Raw genomic sequence first — 18,584 nt, forward strand, 5'->3', positions numbered from 1 at the left:
CATCTATTATTTATATTCCTGGTCTAATAAGAAACGCCCGGCCGCTGCCCCTAAGGCAGAAGCCATGGCCAGTACTACTGTTGCTTCAACACATATTTGGAAACCGTTTCCTTCAAACCGCCCGAAAAACCACAACGCTCCCGCAGAAACGCAAAAAGCCGAGGCATACGTGATGCTTAGCCCCCAGATGACCTCTAATGCGCTAGGAAGTTCATTGGCCGGCGTTTCATAAGCTCCCCTGAACCCCACGTAAAACAGAATGCCCCCGGTTATAAGCAAGGATACCAAAAACATCAGCAGCAACTGAAGCGGCGTGACATCTGTGGCAATGACCATTACCTCATCTGTGGGGGCAATGTGGGCTCCAAACAACATGCCGGCGCAAGTGGCCAGGAAAATCTGCTCCTTGGTAGAAGACTGCCCGCCGTCTTGCTTGAAAAACTCACTGGCGGTGGGCGCTTTCTCTGTGTCTTCCTCTTCTTCGTCTTCCCCTGCCGAACCCAACTGAGCCGTTCCCACAGACACTCCAATGGCCACGGGCATGGCTTCTATGACGGTCATGTACACAATCCGCTCCAATGACATCTCGTCTAAATCAACCTGCCCCAGCAACCACAGGAACAGAAAAGACAGCACCAGCCCAATGCCCATCTCCTCCACCGAGTCTACCACCACTTCTTCCCAACAGGCACTGGCTCTTAGTCCGGCATAGGTATTGTAGCCCAGCAACAAGACAAAGGTGACCACCACATAGAGCACCAGTTGCCACGGAGACACCTCAAAGCTGGTCCACCAGACTTCCATGGTGTACAGCATAGGCAAGCTGAACAACAGGCCTCCTATGATTCCCCTTCCGTACTCCTTCAATGATTGCGTAGTGCTTTTTACCCGCATGCCCCAGCCTCCGTTTAAACCGTAACCCCCATCCAAGTTCTGGCAAGGACGGGTGTTGTCTACGTTTATTCGGCTACTGGTGTTCTTTTACAGTGTGTTGGCAGGTAAGAGACGAACTCTGCAAAGCCCTACACAAATTCTCTATTTTAAGAATCTGCGCGGGACTTGTCTCGTACAAACAAGTCTTAAGTTTGTATTTCTATGCAGTCATCGCTTACTACTTCTGCCACCAGCACGGAACTTTCTACCGAAAGGCTTTGGATACGGCCCTACACCCAGGAGATGGCGTTGGAGTTTTGGCAACTGTTGCAGAAAAACCGGGAACGGCTCATGCCCGATTTCCCCGACCGTACCACGGCCGTCATTTCTTTAGAAGATGCCCAGAACAGGCTCAGGGTGTTCACCTCCCAGCACAAGGTAGGTGACATGTACAGCTTTGGGATCTGGCGGAAAGAGGGCGGCGAATATATTGGCGACATCACCTTACGCCGGCTGGCCCGCGGGAAACCCTTTGCCGAGGTAGGCTATTACTTAGGTGCCCAGGCCGAGGGCAAAGGATTTGCCACCGAGGCCCTTAAAGCCATCATGCGCTACGCTTTTCAGGTGTTGCACATGGAGGCAGTGAATCTGCGCTGCGCCGAGGAAAACAACCGGAGCCAGGGCGTGGCAAAACGCTCGGGCTTTACCCTCATCAAGTCTTACACGCCCGTAGTATCAGATCATCCCACGCTGCCGCCTCGGCCGCTCCAGGTGTATCAATTGAAAAAAGAAGACGCTATGGTAACTCTGCTTTAGCGGGGTTTTAGAGGTCTTTCCCGAAAATCAGCCCTGAAACAGAGCTACCTTTTCCGGAGCCTGGCCAGGAAGAAGTCTGAGTTGAAGTTCAGATACAAGCTGTTGGAAAACTCCAGCGCCGGGTTCTCCAGATCAAGGTACGGCTCAAGCCTCAGGGTCAAAGACAACCCCTGAATGAGTTGGATGTCATGCATGAACCGTACAATCAGAACGTGCCGTAGTTTATTGGTGTAATCCGGGGTTTTGAAGTTGGTGGAAACCGATTGGAAGAGCTTGCCGCCTAACTCAGCGTAATAGCCGTTGCCGCGCCAGTAACTCAGCATCACGTTCTGGTATTTGGTATCAATGCCCGCGTTCAGGTACAGCCCGGTCCCCTGCTGAAAAGGCCGGTTCTTCTCATTAGAGAAATCTTTCCAGCCCACCACGTACGGCTGAAAATGCAGCGCCTTCAGAAACTTCTTGTCATAATTCTTCCGGATGACCAGACCGGCGGCTCCGTTTACCAAAGTAACCAGCGGCAGCTCAGTATCGTCAATCTGGCCGCCGCGGTGCTGGGCGGTGAACTGCAGCGGCAGACCGATGTACGTTTCCGTTTCGGGGCTGTTTCCCGATGAACCCAAAGAAACCGGCGTTCTGTAGAGCGTGATTTCAGAAGAAGCTCCGCCGGCAACCTCTTCCTGGAACGGATCCATGCGCCGGATGTACCGCTGCCAGTCAATCCAGGCATCCAGCTTCACGCCCGGCTTGTTCAGGAGGAACTGGATCCCGTTCTCCAGCCGGTTGGTGATCACGCGCTCAAAGTCATACAGCGGCTCTATGTACCCGTGGTTGACGTTGGCTTCCAGGTTCCCGAACAGCAGCGCCATGTCATCTTTCTCGTACCGGATGGTGAACGTGGGCTGCACCAATGAGTACTTGCGTGTCCCGAAGTCTTTCTGCAACTGCACCCCGGCGTCTATGCGCACGGTAGACGAAGCAAAATAAACCAGGCGCGGGTTTAAGTGGTACCCAAATAAGGTATACCCCTCGGCGATGTCATTGAAGTACTCGTTGTTCTTCTGGTAGCCAAAAGCATTGATCCCCAACTGCAGCTCACCGGCCTGCTCTGGTTTTACCGGTTGCCTGAACTCCAGGGCTTGGTTGTTTAACTGCGCAAAGGAAGTCTGACCCGCAAATAATGCTCCTACCGCTATCAGAAGCCACTTTTTAGACATAGCAATACGTTTGTGCCCTATTCTGTACAGGGATCCACTAAAAGAGAGAAAGGTGAGACCTGTCCTGGAAATCTGGCCCACCGTATCTCGAAAGGTAGACAAAAACAGGAAGAAAAGAAAAGAGGCGGCATTCCGCCAGGCCGTCTCAGCCTTGGTGCCAGGCTTGTTTCTGGCCCGGTTTACCCAAACCAAGCCTAAAAAAGAACGCCATGCTACGCCTGCTTTTTGGGCGCTCCAGAAGCAAAATAACTGCTGAGTCTTGTAACTAATATGCCTCCAGATTTGTTGAGAAAGAAGCCAGGAAAAGCTTTTTTACGTAACTTCCTGCTTACCTGTGGGTTCCTCTGGAGCCTATTGTTTGCTATTTTAGATAGCAATGAAGCAGAAAAAATAACTAAAAAAACTAGTAAATCTTGGCACAAATCCGGTACTTTGGGTGTTTCCTATATACACCTCCGGAATAAGTCTGGAAAGCAGCTGAAACGCCGCGGTTAGCGCTTGCAGATTGGCTCAGGAAGTCGTAAATTCATCAAAAATTAAGCAAAGAAAACACAGACATGAGTGTAAACAGCGAAAAATTGAAAGCGCTCCAACTCACTATCGACAAGCTGGACAAGACCTACGGTAAAGGTACGGTTATGAAGCTGAGCGATAACCAGGTGGAGGACGTTCCAGCCATTTCTACTGGCTCCCTGGGCTTGGACATTGCCCTGGGTATTGGAGGTCTTCCTCGCGGCCGTGTGGTGGAGATCTACGGACCAGAATCTTCCGGTAAAACCACCCTTACCATGCACTGCATTGCAGAAGCACAGAAGCAAGGTGGCCTGGCCGCGTTCATTGATGCCGAGCACGCTTTCGACAAAACCTACGCTGAGAAATTAGGAATAGATACGGAGAACCTGCTGATTGCCCAGCCAGACAATGGTGAGCAAGCGCTGGAAATCGCCGACCATTTGATCCGCTCAGGTGCTATCGATATCATCGTGATTGACTCAGTGGCCGCTCTGGTTCCTAAAGGTGAACTGGAAGGCGACATGGGTGAGAGCAAAATGGGTCTTCAGGCTCGTTTGATGTCTCAGGCCCTGCGTAAACTGACAGGTACCATCAACAAAACCAACTGCTTGTGTATCTTCATCAACCAGTTGCGTGAGAAGATTGGGGTGATGTTCGGGAACCCAGAAACCACTACCGGTGGTAACGCCCTGAAGTTCTACGCTTCTGTGCGTCTGGATATCCGCCGCATTGGCCAGATCAAAGAAGGCCCTGATAGCATCACCGGTAACCGCACCAAAGTAAAAGTGGTGAAAAACAAGGTGGCGCCTCCGTTTAAAGTAGTGGAGTTTGACATCATGTACGGCGAAGGTATCTCCAAAGTAGGCGAGATTCTTGACCTGGGTGTTGAACTGGGCGTAGTACAGAAATCAGGTTCCTGGTTCTCTTACAACGGCGACCGTTTAGGCCAAGGCCGCGACGCTGTGAAGCAGTTCTTGCTGGACAACGAGGAACTGATGCAGGAAATTGAGACCAAGATTCGTAACATGGTGAAAGGTGAGCCTGAGAAAGTGGCCGCCGCCCTGGAAGACAACGAATAAGCTCATACATTTTTTTACAAAACGGCACCTTTTAAGGTGCCGTTTCTGTTTAAATTGAGTTCCACCTGAAAACCTATACATTTGTGTACATGGCCTCACCCACCGCCGGGTTTGGTACGACATTTGAATAGCCGCAGGTATACAGGAAAGATTGGCTTATGCGAATTAAACATCAACTACTACTAGTATTACCTTTATTGGGATTGGTTTTGAGTGGCTTCGCCCTGAATGATACCATGCGAACTGTCAAGAACGACAGCTTTGGTCCCGGCGAGGTGTTGCAATACAAAGTGCATTACGGCATCATCAATGCCGGTGAGGCTACCATCCACGTGGCCAATAATCTTCAGCGCATCAACAACCGCCCCTGCTACCAGGCTACGGTAACGGGTAAAACCGTTGGCTCCTTTGACTTCTTCCACCGCGTGCGCGACACCTGGAGCTCGTTCATTGACACTTCCTCCATGTTGCCGCTGCGCTTCTACCGCAACATTGAAGAAGGCCGGTACCGCCGCAAAGAGACCACCGACTTTGACCACCAGAAAGACCTGGTAACGGTGAATGACAGCCGTGACGAGAAGAAAAACCAGGTGTTCAAAGTGCCAGACAACGCCCAGGATATGGTAAGCGGCTTTTACTACCTGCGCACCCTTAACCTGGACAGTTACAAACCCGGCCAAACCATTAAGATGCAAGGCTTTCTGGGCGATGAGGTGTTTGACATGACTGTAACGTACCGCGGTGTAACCACCGTAGACACCAAAGCCGGTAAAATCAGAGCCCACCGCCTAGTTCCCAGAATGCCCAGAAACAAATTGTTTGACGGCGAAGATGCTATCTCTGTGTACTTCTCTGATGACGTAAACAAAATCCCGGTGATGTTCCAGGCCGAGATGTTTGTGGGTTCCGTGAAAGTGGACCTGTACAAATACAGCGGCTTGAAAGGCAAACTGAACGTGGTTAAATAGCGGATTTGATAGTTGGTCTAATTTATGCTTGGTTCATCCCAAACTATATTAGACTATGAAAAACTGCTTTACCTTACTCGTATTTACCTTTTTTCTGTTGATTGTTGGGAACGCCAGCGCCCAGAGTAGTGCCACCGCTTTTCTGTCTGAAAGAGGCGATATAAGCTTCAAGGTAGAAAAAACTGACTTTCACATCTTACTGTCCCAGGAAGGAAAGATAACAGGTTACGCTATCAAGGCCAATGGAGAAATTGACTATGATATACACGGTCGTGTCCGGAAGATAGGGCAAGTAGAGATCGCCTACGACATCCATGGACGTATCAACAAAATAGGGTCGGAAGAGATATCCTACAATATAGATGGGCGACTGACCAAAATTGGAAGGACTGAAATTTCATATAGTTTCTTCAACGGCAAGATTGCCAGCATCAGAGACTGACCATTCCCCTCCCCCATAAAAACAGAAAGACGCTGCAAACAACCTTGCAGCGTCTTTCTGTTTTAGGCCTCTTTTCTGGGAAACAGGCTTAAAATAAACCTGCCTTGCGCTACAGAAGTCGTTTAAGATTAAGAAATTGTTACTAAATGGTTCATAGCAGGTAAAAGAAATGGCGGCCACTAACTAATCCCTATATTTGTTTCGGAATTAAGAGGAAGCGCTTTTCATGTTTCGCTTTGAGCGCTGTTTCCTGAGGTTTCAAAGAGACTAGCCACGAGAGAAACGCATTTCCCATTTAACGCATGTTTTATGCAAACGCAGGCTAAATACAAGATTCTGGTAGTAGACGATGATCCGGACATCGTGGAACTGCTGCAGTACAACCTGGAGAAAGAAGGCTACGAAGTAGCCCACGCTGAGAACGGCCAGCAGGCCCTGGACGTGGCCAAAAAAGTAGATCCAGACATCATTCTCCTGGACGTGATGATGCCCGTGATGGACGGCATTACCGCTTGCCGCCAACTGCGCGAGAACCCCAAGTTCAAAGATACCCACATTCTGTTCCTTACGGCCCGCTCCGAGGAGTTCTCTGAGGTAGCCGCTTTTGACGCCGGTGCCGATGACTTCATTGTGAAGCCCATCAAGCCCAGAGCCCTCATTAGCCGGTTGGGCGCCTACGTTCGCCGCGACAACAATCAACCAGAGCAGGCGCAGGTCATTGAGATTGGCGGCTTGCGCATTGACCGTACCAGTTTCATTGTGCATAAAGGCGATCAGAAAATCACCCTGCCTAAAAAGGAATTTGAATTACTAGCGTTTCTGGCCAATACCCCTAACAAAGTGTTTAGCCGTGACGAGTTGCTGAACAACGTCTGGGGGAACGATGTGTTTGTGATTGCCCGTACCGTAGACGTGCACATCAGGAAAGTGAGGGAGAAAATTGGTGAAGACCAGATCAAAACCATCAAAGGAGTTGGATACAAATTCAACACAGATTAAGCAGGTTTCGGCAAAAACACCGCCTAAACCTGCTGCCCCGGCGGTATCGGCCAACACGCAGAAAGAACTGAAACTGAGTTCTCAGAAAATTGCCCTTATCATCTCGGTACTGGTGGCGTTGATCATTGCTACCTACTTGGGCGTTTCGCCTTACCTGGAGTTCAAGCAGCGGGTATTGGCCCTGGCGCTTACCTTCTCATCTTGTTTCCTGCTGGTGTACTTCTCCTATGAAGCGCTCATCTTCCGGGAAATCAACAACATTTACGCCGGTCTGGAGAAATTCAAACGGAAGGAATTCAAGCGCATGAGCAGCAAATTCCTTTTCCGGCCAGATCCTTTGCAGCGCATCAAAGACGAGATCTACCTCTTGGCTGAGCGTAACCAGAAAGAGATTGAGGAACTGAAACGCCTGCAGGCCATGCGCCGCGAGTTCCTGGCCGATGTCTCCCACGAACTCAAAACCCCCATCTTTGCCGCCCAAGGCTTTATTCACACGCTGCTGGACGGTGCCATGGACGATGAGCGCGTGCGCGATAAATTCCTGAAAAAAGCCGCCCGCAGCCTTGATGGACTGGACACCTTGGTGCAGGACCTGATCACCATCTCGCAGCTGGAGAAAGGCGTGATCCAGATGAAGAAAACGCCCTTTGACCTGAATGAAATTGGCCAGGAGGTGTTTGAGCAACTGGAGGGCAAGGCCGGCTCCCGTAACATTACCGTTCACCTCACCAACTCACCGGAGGAAACCTTTGAGGTGTTCGCTGACCGGGGCCGTATCAAACAAGTCCTGATCAACCTGATTGACAACGCTATTAAGTACGGCCTGGAAAACGGGAACATCTGGCTCTCGTTCCAGGATGGCAAAAAGAAAACCATGGTGACCGTGCGCGATGACGGCCCGGGTATTCCCAAAGAGCACCTCAACCGCATTTTTGAGCGTTTCTACCGCATAGACAAAAGCCGCACCCGTGATGTCTCGGGCGGAGGCTCGGGTCTGGGACTAGCCATCTCCAAGCACATTGTGGAGGCGCACAAATCTACCATTGTGGTTACCAGTGAGGTAGGCCAGGGCACCACTCTGCGGTTCAAGCTCACCAAGATGAAGTATTGATTCTGTTTCTGGCTTGTTTAGGGTAAACCAGGCCAGAAACAGCCATGGTCAGAAGCCAAAAATAATAGGTACCTTTGTGGTCAATTCAGCCTGGTCGCCGTTTTAGGCCTGCTTTCGTAAAAGCAGAGCAAAAACGGCTAATCGGTTGGCTGTCACACATCCATTTCTATGAAGGTACCCGCATTCCGCGACTTAATTATTTTTGAAAACGACGATTACATTGTAGTCAACAAACCTCCTTTTCTGGCCACGCTGGAAGACCGCTCCCTTAACGCCACCAACTTACTTACGCTAGCCCGCCAATACCACTCAGATGCCCAGGCCTGCCACCGGCTGGATAAGGAAACCTCGGGCTGTCTGGCCATCGCGAAGAACCCGGAGGCGTACCGCCACCTTTCTCTGCAGTTTGAGAACCGCCAGGTGCAGAAAATTTACCATGCGGTAGCCTGGGGAAGCCATGATTATGAGAACCAATTGGTAGACCGCGCCATCCAGCCCGGCCTGAAAGGAATTGCCAAACTGTCTCCCAAGGGCAAACCGGCCCAGACCTATTTCACCACCTTGGAGAAATTCGGGCGTCATACGCTGGTGGAGTGCAAGCCTATCACCGGCCGCATGCACCAAATAAGGCTGCACCTTTCTTACCTGAAAGCTCCCATTGTGCAGGATGAGATGTACGGCGGCGAACCGCTTTACCTTTCCAGCCTGAAACGCAAATTCAACCTGGCCAAGAACACCGAGGAACAGCCTTTGATCAAGCGCTTCGCCCTCCACTCCTACCAACTAGGCTTTACTTTACTAAATGGCGAGCCCATTTTAGTCACCGCAGACTACCCCAAGGATTTTGATGTCTTGCTGAAGCTGCTCCGGAAGAACGGGTAAGAGCCTGGTTGTTGATTGTTGATTGTTGATTGTTGATTGTTGTAATAACCTTTTCAATAATTTTCGCTGGCGCGAGTCTCTGACTCGTGCCTACAGATGCAGGGTAGTCTCTGACTACCCTCGCTGCACCGCAGCGAAACCAGGTTTGCTGGGCGACTTCACCCGATTAACTTTCTTGAATCAGCTTTCAATTACCACTAAGGAAGCAAAGTACCATTGTGTAAAGTCAATAACTCTGATTTGACGCAATAAGGCGCATTTCCGGATTCATTAATTTGAATTCAGCCTCAGCGTCACTCCAGATAAAACGGACTATTAACCAGTGGTCCCCGGCGAGTCTGGAGACTCGCATTATCCTTTGTCACAAGATTTCAATCTCGCGCCAGTCAAAAGAGAAGGTAACGGAATAGACTCAGGTCATCTTGCTTTCAAGGATGAGATCCCTAATCTGGTGAGCCCAGATGGTTTTGAGCTCCTTTTCGGGAAAACGGGCGTAAAACGCCTACTCCTTTGAACTTAACTTCTTCATCCTTAGCCTGTCTATAACATCTGGCTGTGCGTACGCGGGGCAAATTCCCTTGATTTTCAGGGGAATAAATTAGTTTACTGTTGCACGCCAAAAATAAAGCTTGTATCTTTGTGACCATTTTTAAGAAAAAGCATTCAAATTTTTTCACTTGTTAACCATTTACAATGGACCATTTAAGTTATAAGACGCTATCAGTTAATAAGGCGGCCGCTTCTAAAGGCTGGGTAGTGATAGACGCCGGAGACTCAACCCTTGGCCGTGTGGCCTCTCAGATCGCGATGATCCTTCGCGGTAAAACCAAACCTTCTTTCACGCCTAACGCTGACTGCGGCGATAACGTGATCGTGATCAATGCTGACAAAGTTCGCATGACCGGTAAGAAGTGGGACAAAAAGACTTTCGTGACGCACACTGGTTATCCAGGTGGTCAGCGCACGTTCACTCCTCGTGAGCTGAAAGCTAAATCTTCTACTTTGTTGGTAGAGCGCGCGGTGAAAGGTATGTTGCCTAAGAACCGTCTGGGCCGTGAGTTGTTCCGCAATCTGTACGTGTATGCCAGCGCTGAGCATCCACATGAGGCACAACAGCCTGTTCAAGTAAAAATTACAAAATAACTAGACATATTTAATGGAAGTTCTCAATACATCTGGTAGAAGAAAAACCTCGGTGGCGCGCATTTACATGACGTCAGGGCAAGGGAATATCACTATTAACGATAGAGATATTAAGGAATACTTCCCTAGTGAAGTGTTGCAAACCATTGTTCAGCAGCCTCTGGCGCTGATTGATGCGGTTGGCAAATACGACATTAAGGCGAACATCAAAGGCGGTGGCGTTGCCGGTCAGGCAGAGGCCCTTCGTTTGGCTATCACCAAAGCATTGGTAGAAGACAACGCAGAGACCCGTCCGGCCCTGAAAAAAGAAGGATTCTTAACGCGTGACCCACGTATGGTGGAGCGTAAGAAATTCGGTAAGCGTAAAGCCCGTCGTTCCTTCCAGTTCTCTAAACGTTAATATATCATCAGCTGTATCAATATCATGGCTAATACAACTTATAAAGATTTACTGGATGCTGGTGTGCACTTTGGCCACCTTACCAGAAAATGGGATCCTAAAATGGCTCCGTACATTTTCATGGAGAAAAACGGTATCCACATCATTGACCTGAACAAAACGCTTGCTTCTCTGGATGAGGCTACTGCCGCTATCAAGCAGATTGCTAAGTCTGGCCGTAAGATTTTGTTTGTTGCCACTAAAAAACAAGCTCAGGACATTGTAGCAGAAGAGGCAAAACGCCTTAAAATGCCTTACGTGACTGACCGTTGGTTAGGTGGTATGTTGACTAACTTCCAGACTGTACGCAAGTCTTTGAAGAAAATGTCAACTATTGACAAAATGGTGAAAGACAACACCGCTTACGCCGCTATGGCGAAACGTGAGCGTCTGATGTTGAACCGCGAGCGTGAGAAACTGGAGCGTGTGTTGGGCGGTATCGCTGACCTGTCACGTCTCCCAGCTGCTCTGTTCGTAGTAGACGTGAAGCGTGAGGCTATCGCTATCAAAGAAGCACAGAAACTGAACTTGCCAGTATTTGCCATTGTAGATACTAACTCTAACCCAGAGACTGTAGACTTCCCAATTCCGGCAAACGATGACGCTTCTAAGTCTATCTCTCTGATCACTTCTCTGATTGGCCGCGCCATTGAAGAAGGTCTGTCTGAGCGTAAAGTAGACAAAGAAGATACAGACAGAAAACGTGCCGAGGAAGAAGGCATCCAGGAGAAAATTGACGCTGAATAAGCTTCTGTCTCTTTAGATTTAGATAAAGATTTGAAACTGAACATTAGGAAGCTTAGCCACTGATGTTCAGTTTCTTTTTAACCAAACCGGTGCCGCAAAGGCCCCTCCCAATAAAAACTCATTAACCGTAATTCTTAATAAAAGAACAATGGCTATTACAGCACAAGATGTAAACAGACTTCGTCAGGAAACTGGCGCTGGTATGATGGACTGCAAAAAAGCGCTGACCGAAGCAAACGGTGACTTTGAAGCAGCCAAAGATATTCTTCGTAAGCAAGGTCAGAAAATTGCCAGCAAACGTGCTGACAACGTAACTTCTGAAGGCGTTGTGTTAACACAAGTAAACGCGGAAGGAACAGTAGGTAAAGTGATTGCGCTTGCCTGCGAAACTGAGCCTGTTTCTAAAGTAGCTGACTTCCAGACATTGGCTCAAGCTGTTCTGGATGCTGCTGTTTCTACCAACGCTACCAGCAAAGAAGAGTTATTGGCTACTACCCAAGCTGATGGCCGTTCTCTGCAAGACCACATCACTGACCTGATGGGTAAAATTGGAGAGAAAATTGACGTAGTTTCTTACGAGACTGTGAATGCTGAGAAAGTTGTTTCTTACAACCACTCTAATGGTAAATTGGGTGTGTTAGTAGGTCTTGTAAACACAAACGGTAGCGAAGTAACTGAAGTAGGAAAAGACGTTGCCATGCAGATTGCGGCAATGCGCCCTATCGCCGTTGACAAAGACGGTGTTGATGCAGAAACTATCCAGCGCGAAATTGAGATCGGGAAAGAACAAGCCCGTCAGGAAGGCAAGCCAGAGGCTATGTTAGAGAAAATTGCTCAGGGTAAACTGAACAAGTTCTACAAAGAAAGCACTCTGTTGAACCAGGAGTTCGTGAAAGATTCTTCTTTGACTATTGCTCAGCTGCTAGATAAAACTTCTAAAGGCATGACTGTTTCTGAGTTCAAGAGAGTAGCTATTGGCTAATCTTTTAGAACCAGCCTTACCTATAAATGCTTTAAGCCCCACTGCTAACGCGGTGGGGCTTCATTTTTTTGAATTCAATCTTGATTCAAATATTTGATAAAATAGCTTGTACTGGGCAAGGGTAAGCTTTACCCTCAAAAATCTGCGTACTGGCTGTAGTAAATAGTTTGTCTATATAGTTTTGGTTATAGGTTATTTCTCTTGCGTAGGTTCAGTTCACATGCACAGGCACAGCTTTGCCTTCATCAGTTACCTGCAGTCATTGTTCCTCTGTTCTCAAGCTGGGCAACTTGTTCAACGTGGGTCTTGTTCATCTTAGCAGCGTTCTTCAACTTAGATTGTTCTTTTCTCAATCTCTTTTCTGCAGAGATGTAGCTTAAAAAGGTAGCTTTAGCTTTCATGGCGTAGGAATTACTGATTTAACAATTAAATAACTTATTATGGGGTTTGACATTCAAATAACTAAAGTGTCCAAATCTGGATAAATCAGGTCAGTAAACCTTCTGCTTACTCCCTTCTACCCCATCTCTAAACACGTACTGAAATAAACTAAGATTAAATATAATCTTCAGCTTCAGGAACAACACAAGATTAGCAACTAGTTCAATAAAATCACTAAACTTTTACATTGACCAAAAGAACACCCTGAATGATGAATATGAATTTGTTTATCTAATATAGAGCTTTATTTATCAACTGCAAAATTTTTTGTACTAATTATTCTTAGAAAGAAGATATTACCTAAAAGTAAGTATAAACAACATTAAATTTCAACATTGAACAGTCCAAATTAATTCTTCAACATAGTATTTATACTTACCGCAATTGAACTTATTCAACTCGCACTTGTATACATTTAAAGTTCTTTCAAAAGGTGCGTAAAAAGGCAGCTTCAGGGAGGGAGACTTAGAGGAAGAATCAGCGTCTTTTTAAATATTTTAAAATTATAAGGCTCAAAAACCTACAGGAATTATCCAATTGCTTCCATTTTACCCCAGTGCTTGTTGGGTTTTATTCCTATTATGGAAAAGGAAGGCAAAAACAACTCAAAAGTTGCTTAAAAAGAAAAGACCTGCAATTCGCAGGCCTTTCCTAGTAACTATCCTTAAAGTGCTTTCTTCTTATATGTCCTGTATAACCCAGTGCATCAGTCCAGGTCGGCTTGCCGCCGGACAAACTCATGGCCAGCCACATCGTCTTTCCGCAAGAACGGACGAATGATCAACCTGTTGCCGTTTTCACGGGTGAAGAACTTATAAACCCAGTTAGCCAACACTACCAGCTTGTTCCTGAAGCCAATAAGATAGTAGATGTGCACAAAGAGCCAGGTCACCCAGGCCAAAAAGCCTTTTAGGTGCATATCTTTAGGCAAATCTGCCACGGCCCTGTTGCGCCCTATGATAGCCAGTGATCCTTTGTCAAAGTACTCAAATGGCTGCATGGGCTCTTTGCGGATCAAGCGGTGCAGGTTCTTGGCTAAGTGTTGCCCTTGCTGGATGGCAGGTTGCGCTACGCCCGGATGCCCGCGGGGCCATTTCTCGGTCTTCATAGCCGCTACGTCGCCAATGGCGAAAATATCCGTGAAGCCGTTCACCTGATTGAAGGTATTCACCAGATATCGGCCGCGTTCACTGGCTTCGGGAGGCAAACCGGCAATCTGGGCTCCGGAAACTCCCGCAGCCCAGATCAGGGTTTGGGTTCTAATGGTTTCTCCGCCTTTAAAGGTTACCAGTTGGCCGTCATAAGACTCTACCAGGGTATTCAGTTTCACCACCACCCCGGCGCCTTCCAGGTACTCTTTGGTAGCCTGGCTGGATTTTGGAGACATTGGGGGCAACACTCTGTCCAGGCCTTCTACCAGGATGATGTTCATCTGGTTGAAATCTAGTCCCGGGTAATCGCCGGGAAGAATGTGTTTCCGCATCTCGGCCAAAGCACCGGCCAGTTCCACGCCGGTAGGTCCACCACCCACAATGACAAAGTTCAGGAGGCTTTGGCGCACATCAGGGTCTTTGATCATGGTAGCCTGCTCAAAGGCCTGCAGCATCTGGCTCCGGAGGTTCAGGGCATCAGGTATCTGCTTGAGTGGGAAAGAAAACTTCTTGATTTGCTCGTTCCCGAAGTAATTGGACTTGGTACCGGTGGCGATGATCAGGAAATCATATGGCAGATCTCCCACCAGCGTGGTCACCGTTTTAGTGGCCGGATTGATGCCTGTCACCTTCACCTGCCGGAAGTGGAAGTCTTCATAGTCTTCGTCAAACATTTTCCGGAGGGGCTCGGCAATGGAGTCTGGTTCCAGACCCGCGGTTGCTACCTGGTACAGCAACGGCCAGAACCCATGATAGTTCTGCCGGTCAAACAGCACCACCTGAAAATCTTTTCCAGACAGTTTCCTGATCAAATTCACACCCCCAAATCCGCCGCCAATTACTACTACCCTGGGTTTGGTAGTCTCCGGAATGTTGAGGGTAAGCTCGTTTATATGAAGCATAGTTTCTCTGTAGAGGGTTGCACGGCCCGGGATGTCTCCAAAGCCTTTATATCTCAATAGCCTTATACTGATTTTCCAGTATATAAGATGTTCTATTTACTTAGAAGAGAAGACTAGGGTTGAGGCAACGCCTAAAAGAAAAAGTGTTTTAGGCCTGATTAGAGAAAACCAGCCCTAAAACACTTTCAGGAACGATGCTTAAAGGAAAATGGCGGTGAATTTACTCTGCTTTACCGGTGGAAGGTGTCCCCTACAAACTTGAGGACTTCGGGCAGAGCGGTGCGCCAATAGGTCCAGGTATGGCCGCCATCCCGTACCCTGAACTCGTGCGGAACATGACGGTCCAGCATTGCCGCGTGCAGAGCCATATTGCCTTTGATCAGAAAATCATCATCACCGCAGTCAATGTAGTACTTCACCTTTTTCAGGGTATCAGCGGGGGTGGTTTCCACCAGCTTAAGGATAGAATTCTGGTTCCAATGGGAGCTCAGGCGTTCTTTTCCTTTGGGGTGCTGCCCAAAGATGTTGGCGAAGATCCGGTTGTAGTTATCATCGGGCATGTTCTGGAAATCTTCATCGGTGAAGACGGCCGAGCTTAACGGTGCCGCCGCCGCAAACAACTCAGGGTGTTTCATAGCCAGAATGAGGGTTCCGTAGCCTCCCATGGAAAGCCCCGCCACCGCCCGGTACTCTTTGCTGCTGCGACTACGGTAAAGCTTGTCTATGTGCGGGATAAACTCTTTGACAAAGAAGTTCTCGTACTTTTCCTTGCCTGAAACATTGTTGATATACCAGGTAACGCCGGCATCTGGCATGACAATGAGCATAGGCGGAATCTGACCGGCCTGCATGAGGCGGTCGGCAATGAGGTGCGCCTCGCCAAACTGGGTCCAACCGGTTTCATTGTCGGTGTAGCCGTGCAAGAGGTATAGCATCGGGTAGCGCCGGTTAGAGGCAGCATAATCAGGGGGAAAGTAGATGGAGTATTTCACATCATAGCCCAGGATTTTGCTTTTGGTAGAGAGGCTTTCCTTCAAGAGGCCTTGCTGCTGGGCAATGGCCTGCCAGGAAAGCAAAAGGAACAGAAGAGATAGAAGTTTGCGCATGTACATGAGGTTAGGTAGGTACGGCAACGGATGTCATGCCCCGAAGCACGTCTCAAGTATAATGGCTTTCTGCTAATTCTTCTCTATTTTAAAGCTGAAAACAAAATTGATGGAGAATACAACCCACTGGAGCGAAGTAGAGGTGGCCCTAGTCAACGGCAAGTCACGGCTTATTTCCAGCAAGAACCTGCAGCCGCTGAAAATCCTGAATCCCGGCTCTTTTTATGACAGCTGCCACGTGGTGCTGTCTAGTTACGGGGGCGGCATGGTTTCCGGCGACCAAATCAACCTGCGGATTACCTGCGGTGCACACGCCCGGCTTTTCCTGAGCACCCAAGCCAACACCAAGATCTTCAAAAGCACCAATCAGGCCGATGCCGAGCAGCATTTCAACGCGCACGTAGGTGAAAACGGATTGGCGGTCTCGTTCCCAGACCCAGTGGTGCCGCAGGAGAAAAGCCGCTACAAACAGACGCAGCATTGGCACTTGCACCCCTCGGCGGTGTTGCTGGTGGTGGATTGGTTTCACTCCGGCCGCATGGACCAGGGCGAGCAGTTCGTTTTTGAGGCGTTTTCCTCAGAACTGAAGGTAAGCGTGGGAAACAGGCTGGTGCTGTTGGACCGGTTCGGGTTCACGCCGGAGGAACACATCGCCTCCTCCCCCGCCAATTTTGATGCGTACCAGACCATGTTCTCGGCCTATCTGGTAGGTTCGCCGGAGAACAGCCGGTTCTGCCAACTTGCCCAAACGCTACATGAACTGAAGATGCCGGGCAGCACGGGTTTGGACTTCACCATGACGGAGAAAGACTATGTGCTTTCCGTCTCAGAGGCGAAAGAAGGCGTTTACGTGCTCCGCGCCATGGGCAAAACCCGCCAGGACCTGGAGCCGCTGTGCCAGCATCTGCTGGAAACCTTGAGCCAGGAAGAATTCTTCGGCTACAATCCGCTGGAACGGAAATATTAGCCACAGAGCACGCCTGTTTTTAATCTGATTTCCTGAAAACAGGCGTGAAACAGCCTTTCGCCTGCCGAATAGGAACTTGCGGGAGCCGCCGGTATCCTTGGGATTACTGAGTGCGCCAGCCTACCGCCTATCCTCCCGCACCGATTGCAGCGCTCTTTCCTTCGCCTGGAAAATATGGTTGATAATCACATCCAGGTTATAGCCGTCCAGCGCGCGGGCAAACACAAACGGACCATCGCCGCGCATCTTGAGGGAGTCGCGCTCCATCACGCCCAAATCAGCGCGCACCAGAGCCGCGATGTCAATTTTGTTGATCACCAGCAAGTCTGACTGCGTGATGCCCGGCCCACCCTTGCGCGGAATTTTATCGCCGCCCGAGACATCGATCACATAAATGGAATAATCTACCAACTCGCGGCTGAAGTGGGCCGCCAGGTTATCGCCGCCGCTTTCCACGAACAGCAGGTCAATCTGGTTATCGAACCGGGCCATAAGGCCTTCCAGCGCATCCATATTCAGGGAGATATCTTCCCTAATAGCGGCGTGCGGGCACCCGCCGGTCTCCACGCCCACAATGCGGTCGGCGGAGAGGGCGCTGTTCCGGATGAGGAACTCGGCATCCTCGCGGGTAAAGATGTCGTTGGTGACCACGCCCAGCTTGTAGTCGTTGCGCAGGCGCTCGCACAGGGCTTTGAGCAGGGCGGTTTTGCCCGTGCCTACCGGTCCGCCGATGCCCACGGTGAACGCCCGCTTCCGGAAGTTGCGGTAGGGCGGCAGTTTGCGGGTCTCGCGTTCGTCAAAGTTGCCCGGCGATTCATAGAACTCGTGGGTGTGTCCGTGCAGCAGCAGCGCTAGTTTATCTACAAAAGGCATAGGATAATGAGTGAATGAGTGGTTGAGTGAATGAGTGAGTAATTTAATTCTGGAACAGTTTGGAGTAAATGTCTTCCTGCAAGACCTGTGCGGTGTCCAGCATGAAAGCCGATCTGGTGGCTAGGGTGTACTCTTTGCTTGTTTGGTTTTGGAGCAGATTTTCGAAAATCGAGTAAAAATTGTGCTGCAGCTTATGCCCTTCCATGGGGCCGATGAAGCCCAGCCGGATGGCGGCGCTCACCTGGTCCCGCAGCGCCATGTGCAGGTACATGGTTTGGACATCGGAAAGCTCAAACTCCACCCGTTTGAGGCACAGCGCGAACACCAGCACAAAATGCGTGGGCAAGTCCTGCGCCTCAAACCAACGCCGCACCTCCGGCATGCCCGAGGCCGGGTAGAATGACTCCAGGAGTTTCAGCCAGTTCTTGCCCTGCACCACGCTGGCCTTCCGGATGGTAGGCACCAGCATCATGGCGTCGTATTCTTCGGCAATGGTTTGGAGGTTGGCGTTCAGATCAGGCGTTGGCAGGTGGCAGCATGAGTTCAGAAACGGAATTTCCATGCCCACCACCTGCTGCAGGTACGAGTACAGGTAATGCCGCAGCCCCAACCGGTCCTTGATCAGCCCGAACGTGATGCTGCTCTCCAGCCCGTAGGAATAGGCAAACGAGCCAGTAGGAATGGAAGAATCCACAAGGTGCAGCAGCCGGGCGAATTTCATTTATGAGATGCTAAAGGTAGCTGTAAGATGGTAGTTCTGTTTTGGTGCCGTTTTGGCGAAAAAAGGCATAAAGTGCATTGGATTAGGAACGATGATCGGGAAACGTGAAGACAAGGCAGTGCCTGGTCTCTACAGGATAACAGAATACCATATATCTGCCGTTGGTCAACCATTCTTAATTCGCAGTCCAATTTGAGATTTCCCGATGTTGAGAA

Annotated in this window: 19 protein-coding genes; 12 read left to right on the top strand and 7 right to left on the bottom strand. The window is 49.4% G+C overall.

Features of this window, described 5'->3' with window-relative positions:
• Positions 1-6: 6 nt before the first annotated feature.
• Complete coding sequence (locus JT719_RS09705; RefSeq protein ID WP_207432799.1) at positions 7-930, bottom strand: TIGR02587 family membrane protein; 924 nt, start codon at positions 928-930, stop codon at positions 7-9.
• A 165-nt stretch (positions 931-1,095) separates the two neighbouring features.
• Here JT719_RS09705 and JT719_RS09710 point away from each other — a divergent pair, with 165 nt between their 5' ends.
• Positions 1,096-1,689 carry a GNAT family N-acetyltransferase gene (locus JT719_RS09710; RefSeq protein ID WP_207432800.1) on the top strand — a complete coding sequence of 198 codons (594 nt, stop codon included), beginning with the start codon at positions 1,096-1,098 and terminating at the stop codon, positions 1,687-1,689.
• A 44-nt stretch (positions 1,690-1,733) separates the two neighbouring features.
• Here the strand turns inward: JT719_RS09710 and JT719_RS09715 are convergent, their stop codons facing one another.
• Positions 1,734-2,903, bottom strand: a complete 1,170-nt coding sequence (locus JT719_RS09715) for a hypothetical protein (RefSeq protein ID WP_242693119.1) — start codon at positions 2,901-2,903, stop codon at positions 1,734-1,736.
• 557 nt (positions 2,904-3,460) lie between these two features.
• Between JT719_RS09715 and recA the strand changes: the two genes are divergently transcribed.
• The 10 genes from recA to tsf all read left to right on the top strand — a co-directional run bounded on the left by recA (position 3,461) and on the right by tsf (position 12,208).
• The gene (gene recA / locus JT719_RS09720) at positions 3,461-4,495 is read left to right on the top strand and encodes a recombinase RecA (RefSeq protein ID WP_207432801.1); all 1,035 of its coding nucleotides are present in this window, start codon (positions 3,461-3,463) and stop codon (positions 4,493-4,495) included.
• Between the two features lie 236 nt (positions 4,496-4,731).
• Positions 4,732-5,463, top strand: coding sequence for a DUF3108 domain-containing protein (locus JT719_RS09725; protein WP_242693120.1), 732 nt, complete (start codon positions 4,732-4,734; stop codon positions 5,461-5,463).
• Between the two features lie 55 nt (positions 5,464-5,518).
• Positions 5,519-5,905 (top strand): hypothetical protein, encoded by a 387-nt coding sequence (locus JT719_RS09730; protein WP_207432804.1) that lies wholly within the window; start codon positions 5,519-5,521, stop codon positions 5,903-5,905.
• A 309-nt stretch (positions 5,906-6,214) separates the two neighbouring features.
• Positions 6,215-6,904, top strand: a complete 690-nt coding sequence (locus JT719_RS09735) for a response regulator transcription factor (RefSeq protein WP_207432805.1) — start codon at positions 6,215-6,217, stop codon at positions 6,902-6,904.
• Positions 6,879-8,015 (top strand): sensor histidine kinase, encoded by a 1,137-nt coding sequence (locus JT719_RS09740; RefSeq protein ID WP_341350751.1) that lies wholly within the window; start codon positions 6,879-6,881, stop codon positions 8,013-8,015. Before JT719_RS09735 ends, JT719_RS09740 begins: the two co-directional genes overlap by 26 nt.
• A 168-nt stretch (positions 8,016-8,183) precedes the next feature.
• Positions 8,184-8,897, top strand: coding sequence for an RluA family pseudouridine synthase (locus tag JT719_RS09745; protein WP_207432806.1), 714 nt, complete (start codon positions 8,184-8,186; stop codon positions 8,895-8,897).
• Between the two features lie 693 nt (positions 8,898-9,590).
• Positions 9,591-10,040, top strand: a complete 450-nt coding sequence (gene rplM / locus JT719_RS09750; RefSeq protein ID WP_207432807.1) for a 50S ribosomal protein L13 — start codon at positions 9,591-9,593, stop codon at positions 10,038-10,040.
• A gap of 13 nt (positions 10,041-10,053) precedes the next feature.
• Positions 10,054-10,440: a 30S ribosomal protein S9 gene (gene rpsI / locus JT719_RS09755; protein WP_207432808.1), complete on the top strand. Its 387-nt coding sequence runs from the start codon at positions 10,054-10,056 to the stop codon at positions 10,438-10,440.
• A 24-nt stretch (positions 10,441-10,464) separates the two neighbouring features.
• The gene (rpsB, locus tag JT719_RS09760) at positions 10,465-11,226 is read left to right on the top strand and encodes a 30S ribosomal protein S2 (protein ID WP_207432809.1); all 762 of its coding nucleotides are present in this window, start codon (positions 10,465-10,467) and stop codon (positions 11,224-11,226) included.
• Positions 11,227-11,374: 148 nt separating this feature from the next.
• Positions 11,375-12,208 (top strand): translation elongation factor Ts, encoded by an 834-nt coding sequence (gene tsf / locus JT719_RS09765; protein ID WP_207432810.1) that lies wholly within the window; start codon positions 11,375-11,377, stop codon positions 12,206-12,208.
• 245 nt (positions 12,209-12,453) lie between these two features.
• Here tsf and JT719_RS09770 read toward each other — a convergent pair whose 3' ends face one another.
• The 3 genes from JT719_RS09770 to JT719_RS09780 form a co-directional block, all read right to left on the bottom strand.
• Positions 12,454-12,609, bottom strand: a complete 156-nt coding sequence (locus JT719_RS09770) for a hypothetical protein (protein ID WP_207432811.1) — start codon at positions 12,607-12,609, stop codon at positions 12,454-12,456.
• 746 nt (positions 12,610-13,355) lie between these two features.
• Entirely contained in the window at positions 13,356-14,702 is a 1,347-nt protein-coding gene (locus tag JT719_RS09775) for an NAD(P)/FAD-dependent oxidoreductase (protein ID WP_207432812.1), read from the bottom strand.
• A gap of 230 nt (positions 14,703-14,932) precedes the next feature.
• Entirely contained in the window at positions 14,933-15,808 is an 876-nt protein-coding gene (locus tag JT719_RS09780) for an alpha/beta hydrolase (RefSeq protein ID WP_207432814.1), read from the bottom strand.
• Positions 15,809-15,917: 109 nt separating this feature from the next.
• Between JT719_RS09780 and JT719_RS09785 the strand changes: the two genes are divergently transcribed.
• Positions 15,918-16,775 carry an urease accessory protein UreD gene (locus JT719_RS09785; RefSeq protein WP_207432815.1) on the top strand — a complete coding sequence of 286 codons (858 nt, stop codon included), beginning with the start codon at positions 15,918-15,920 and terminating at the stop codon, positions 16,773-16,775.
• Positions 16,776-16,895: 120 nt separating this feature from the next.
• On the opposite strand, the gene ureG is transcribed toward JT719_RS09785, so the two are convergent.
• Positions 16,896-17,648, bottom strand: a complete 753-nt coding sequence (gene ureG, locus JT719_RS09790) for an urease accessory protein UreG (RefSeq protein WP_207432816.1) — start codon at positions 17,646-17,648, stop codon at positions 16,896-16,898.
• 43 nt (positions 17,649-17,691) lie between these two features.
• Entirely contained in the window at positions 17,692-18,369 is a 678-nt protein-coding gene (locus JT719_RS09795) for an urease accessory protein UreF (RefSeq protein WP_207432818.1), read from the bottom strand.
• Positions 18,370-18,584 lie beyond the last annotated feature (215 nt).

This window comes from Sabulibacter ruber, assembly GCF_017355955.1.
In the GTDB taxonomy this organism is placed as follows: Bacteria; Bacteroidota; Bacteroidia; order Cytophagales; family Hymenobacteraceae; genus Nibribacter; species Nibribacter ruber_A.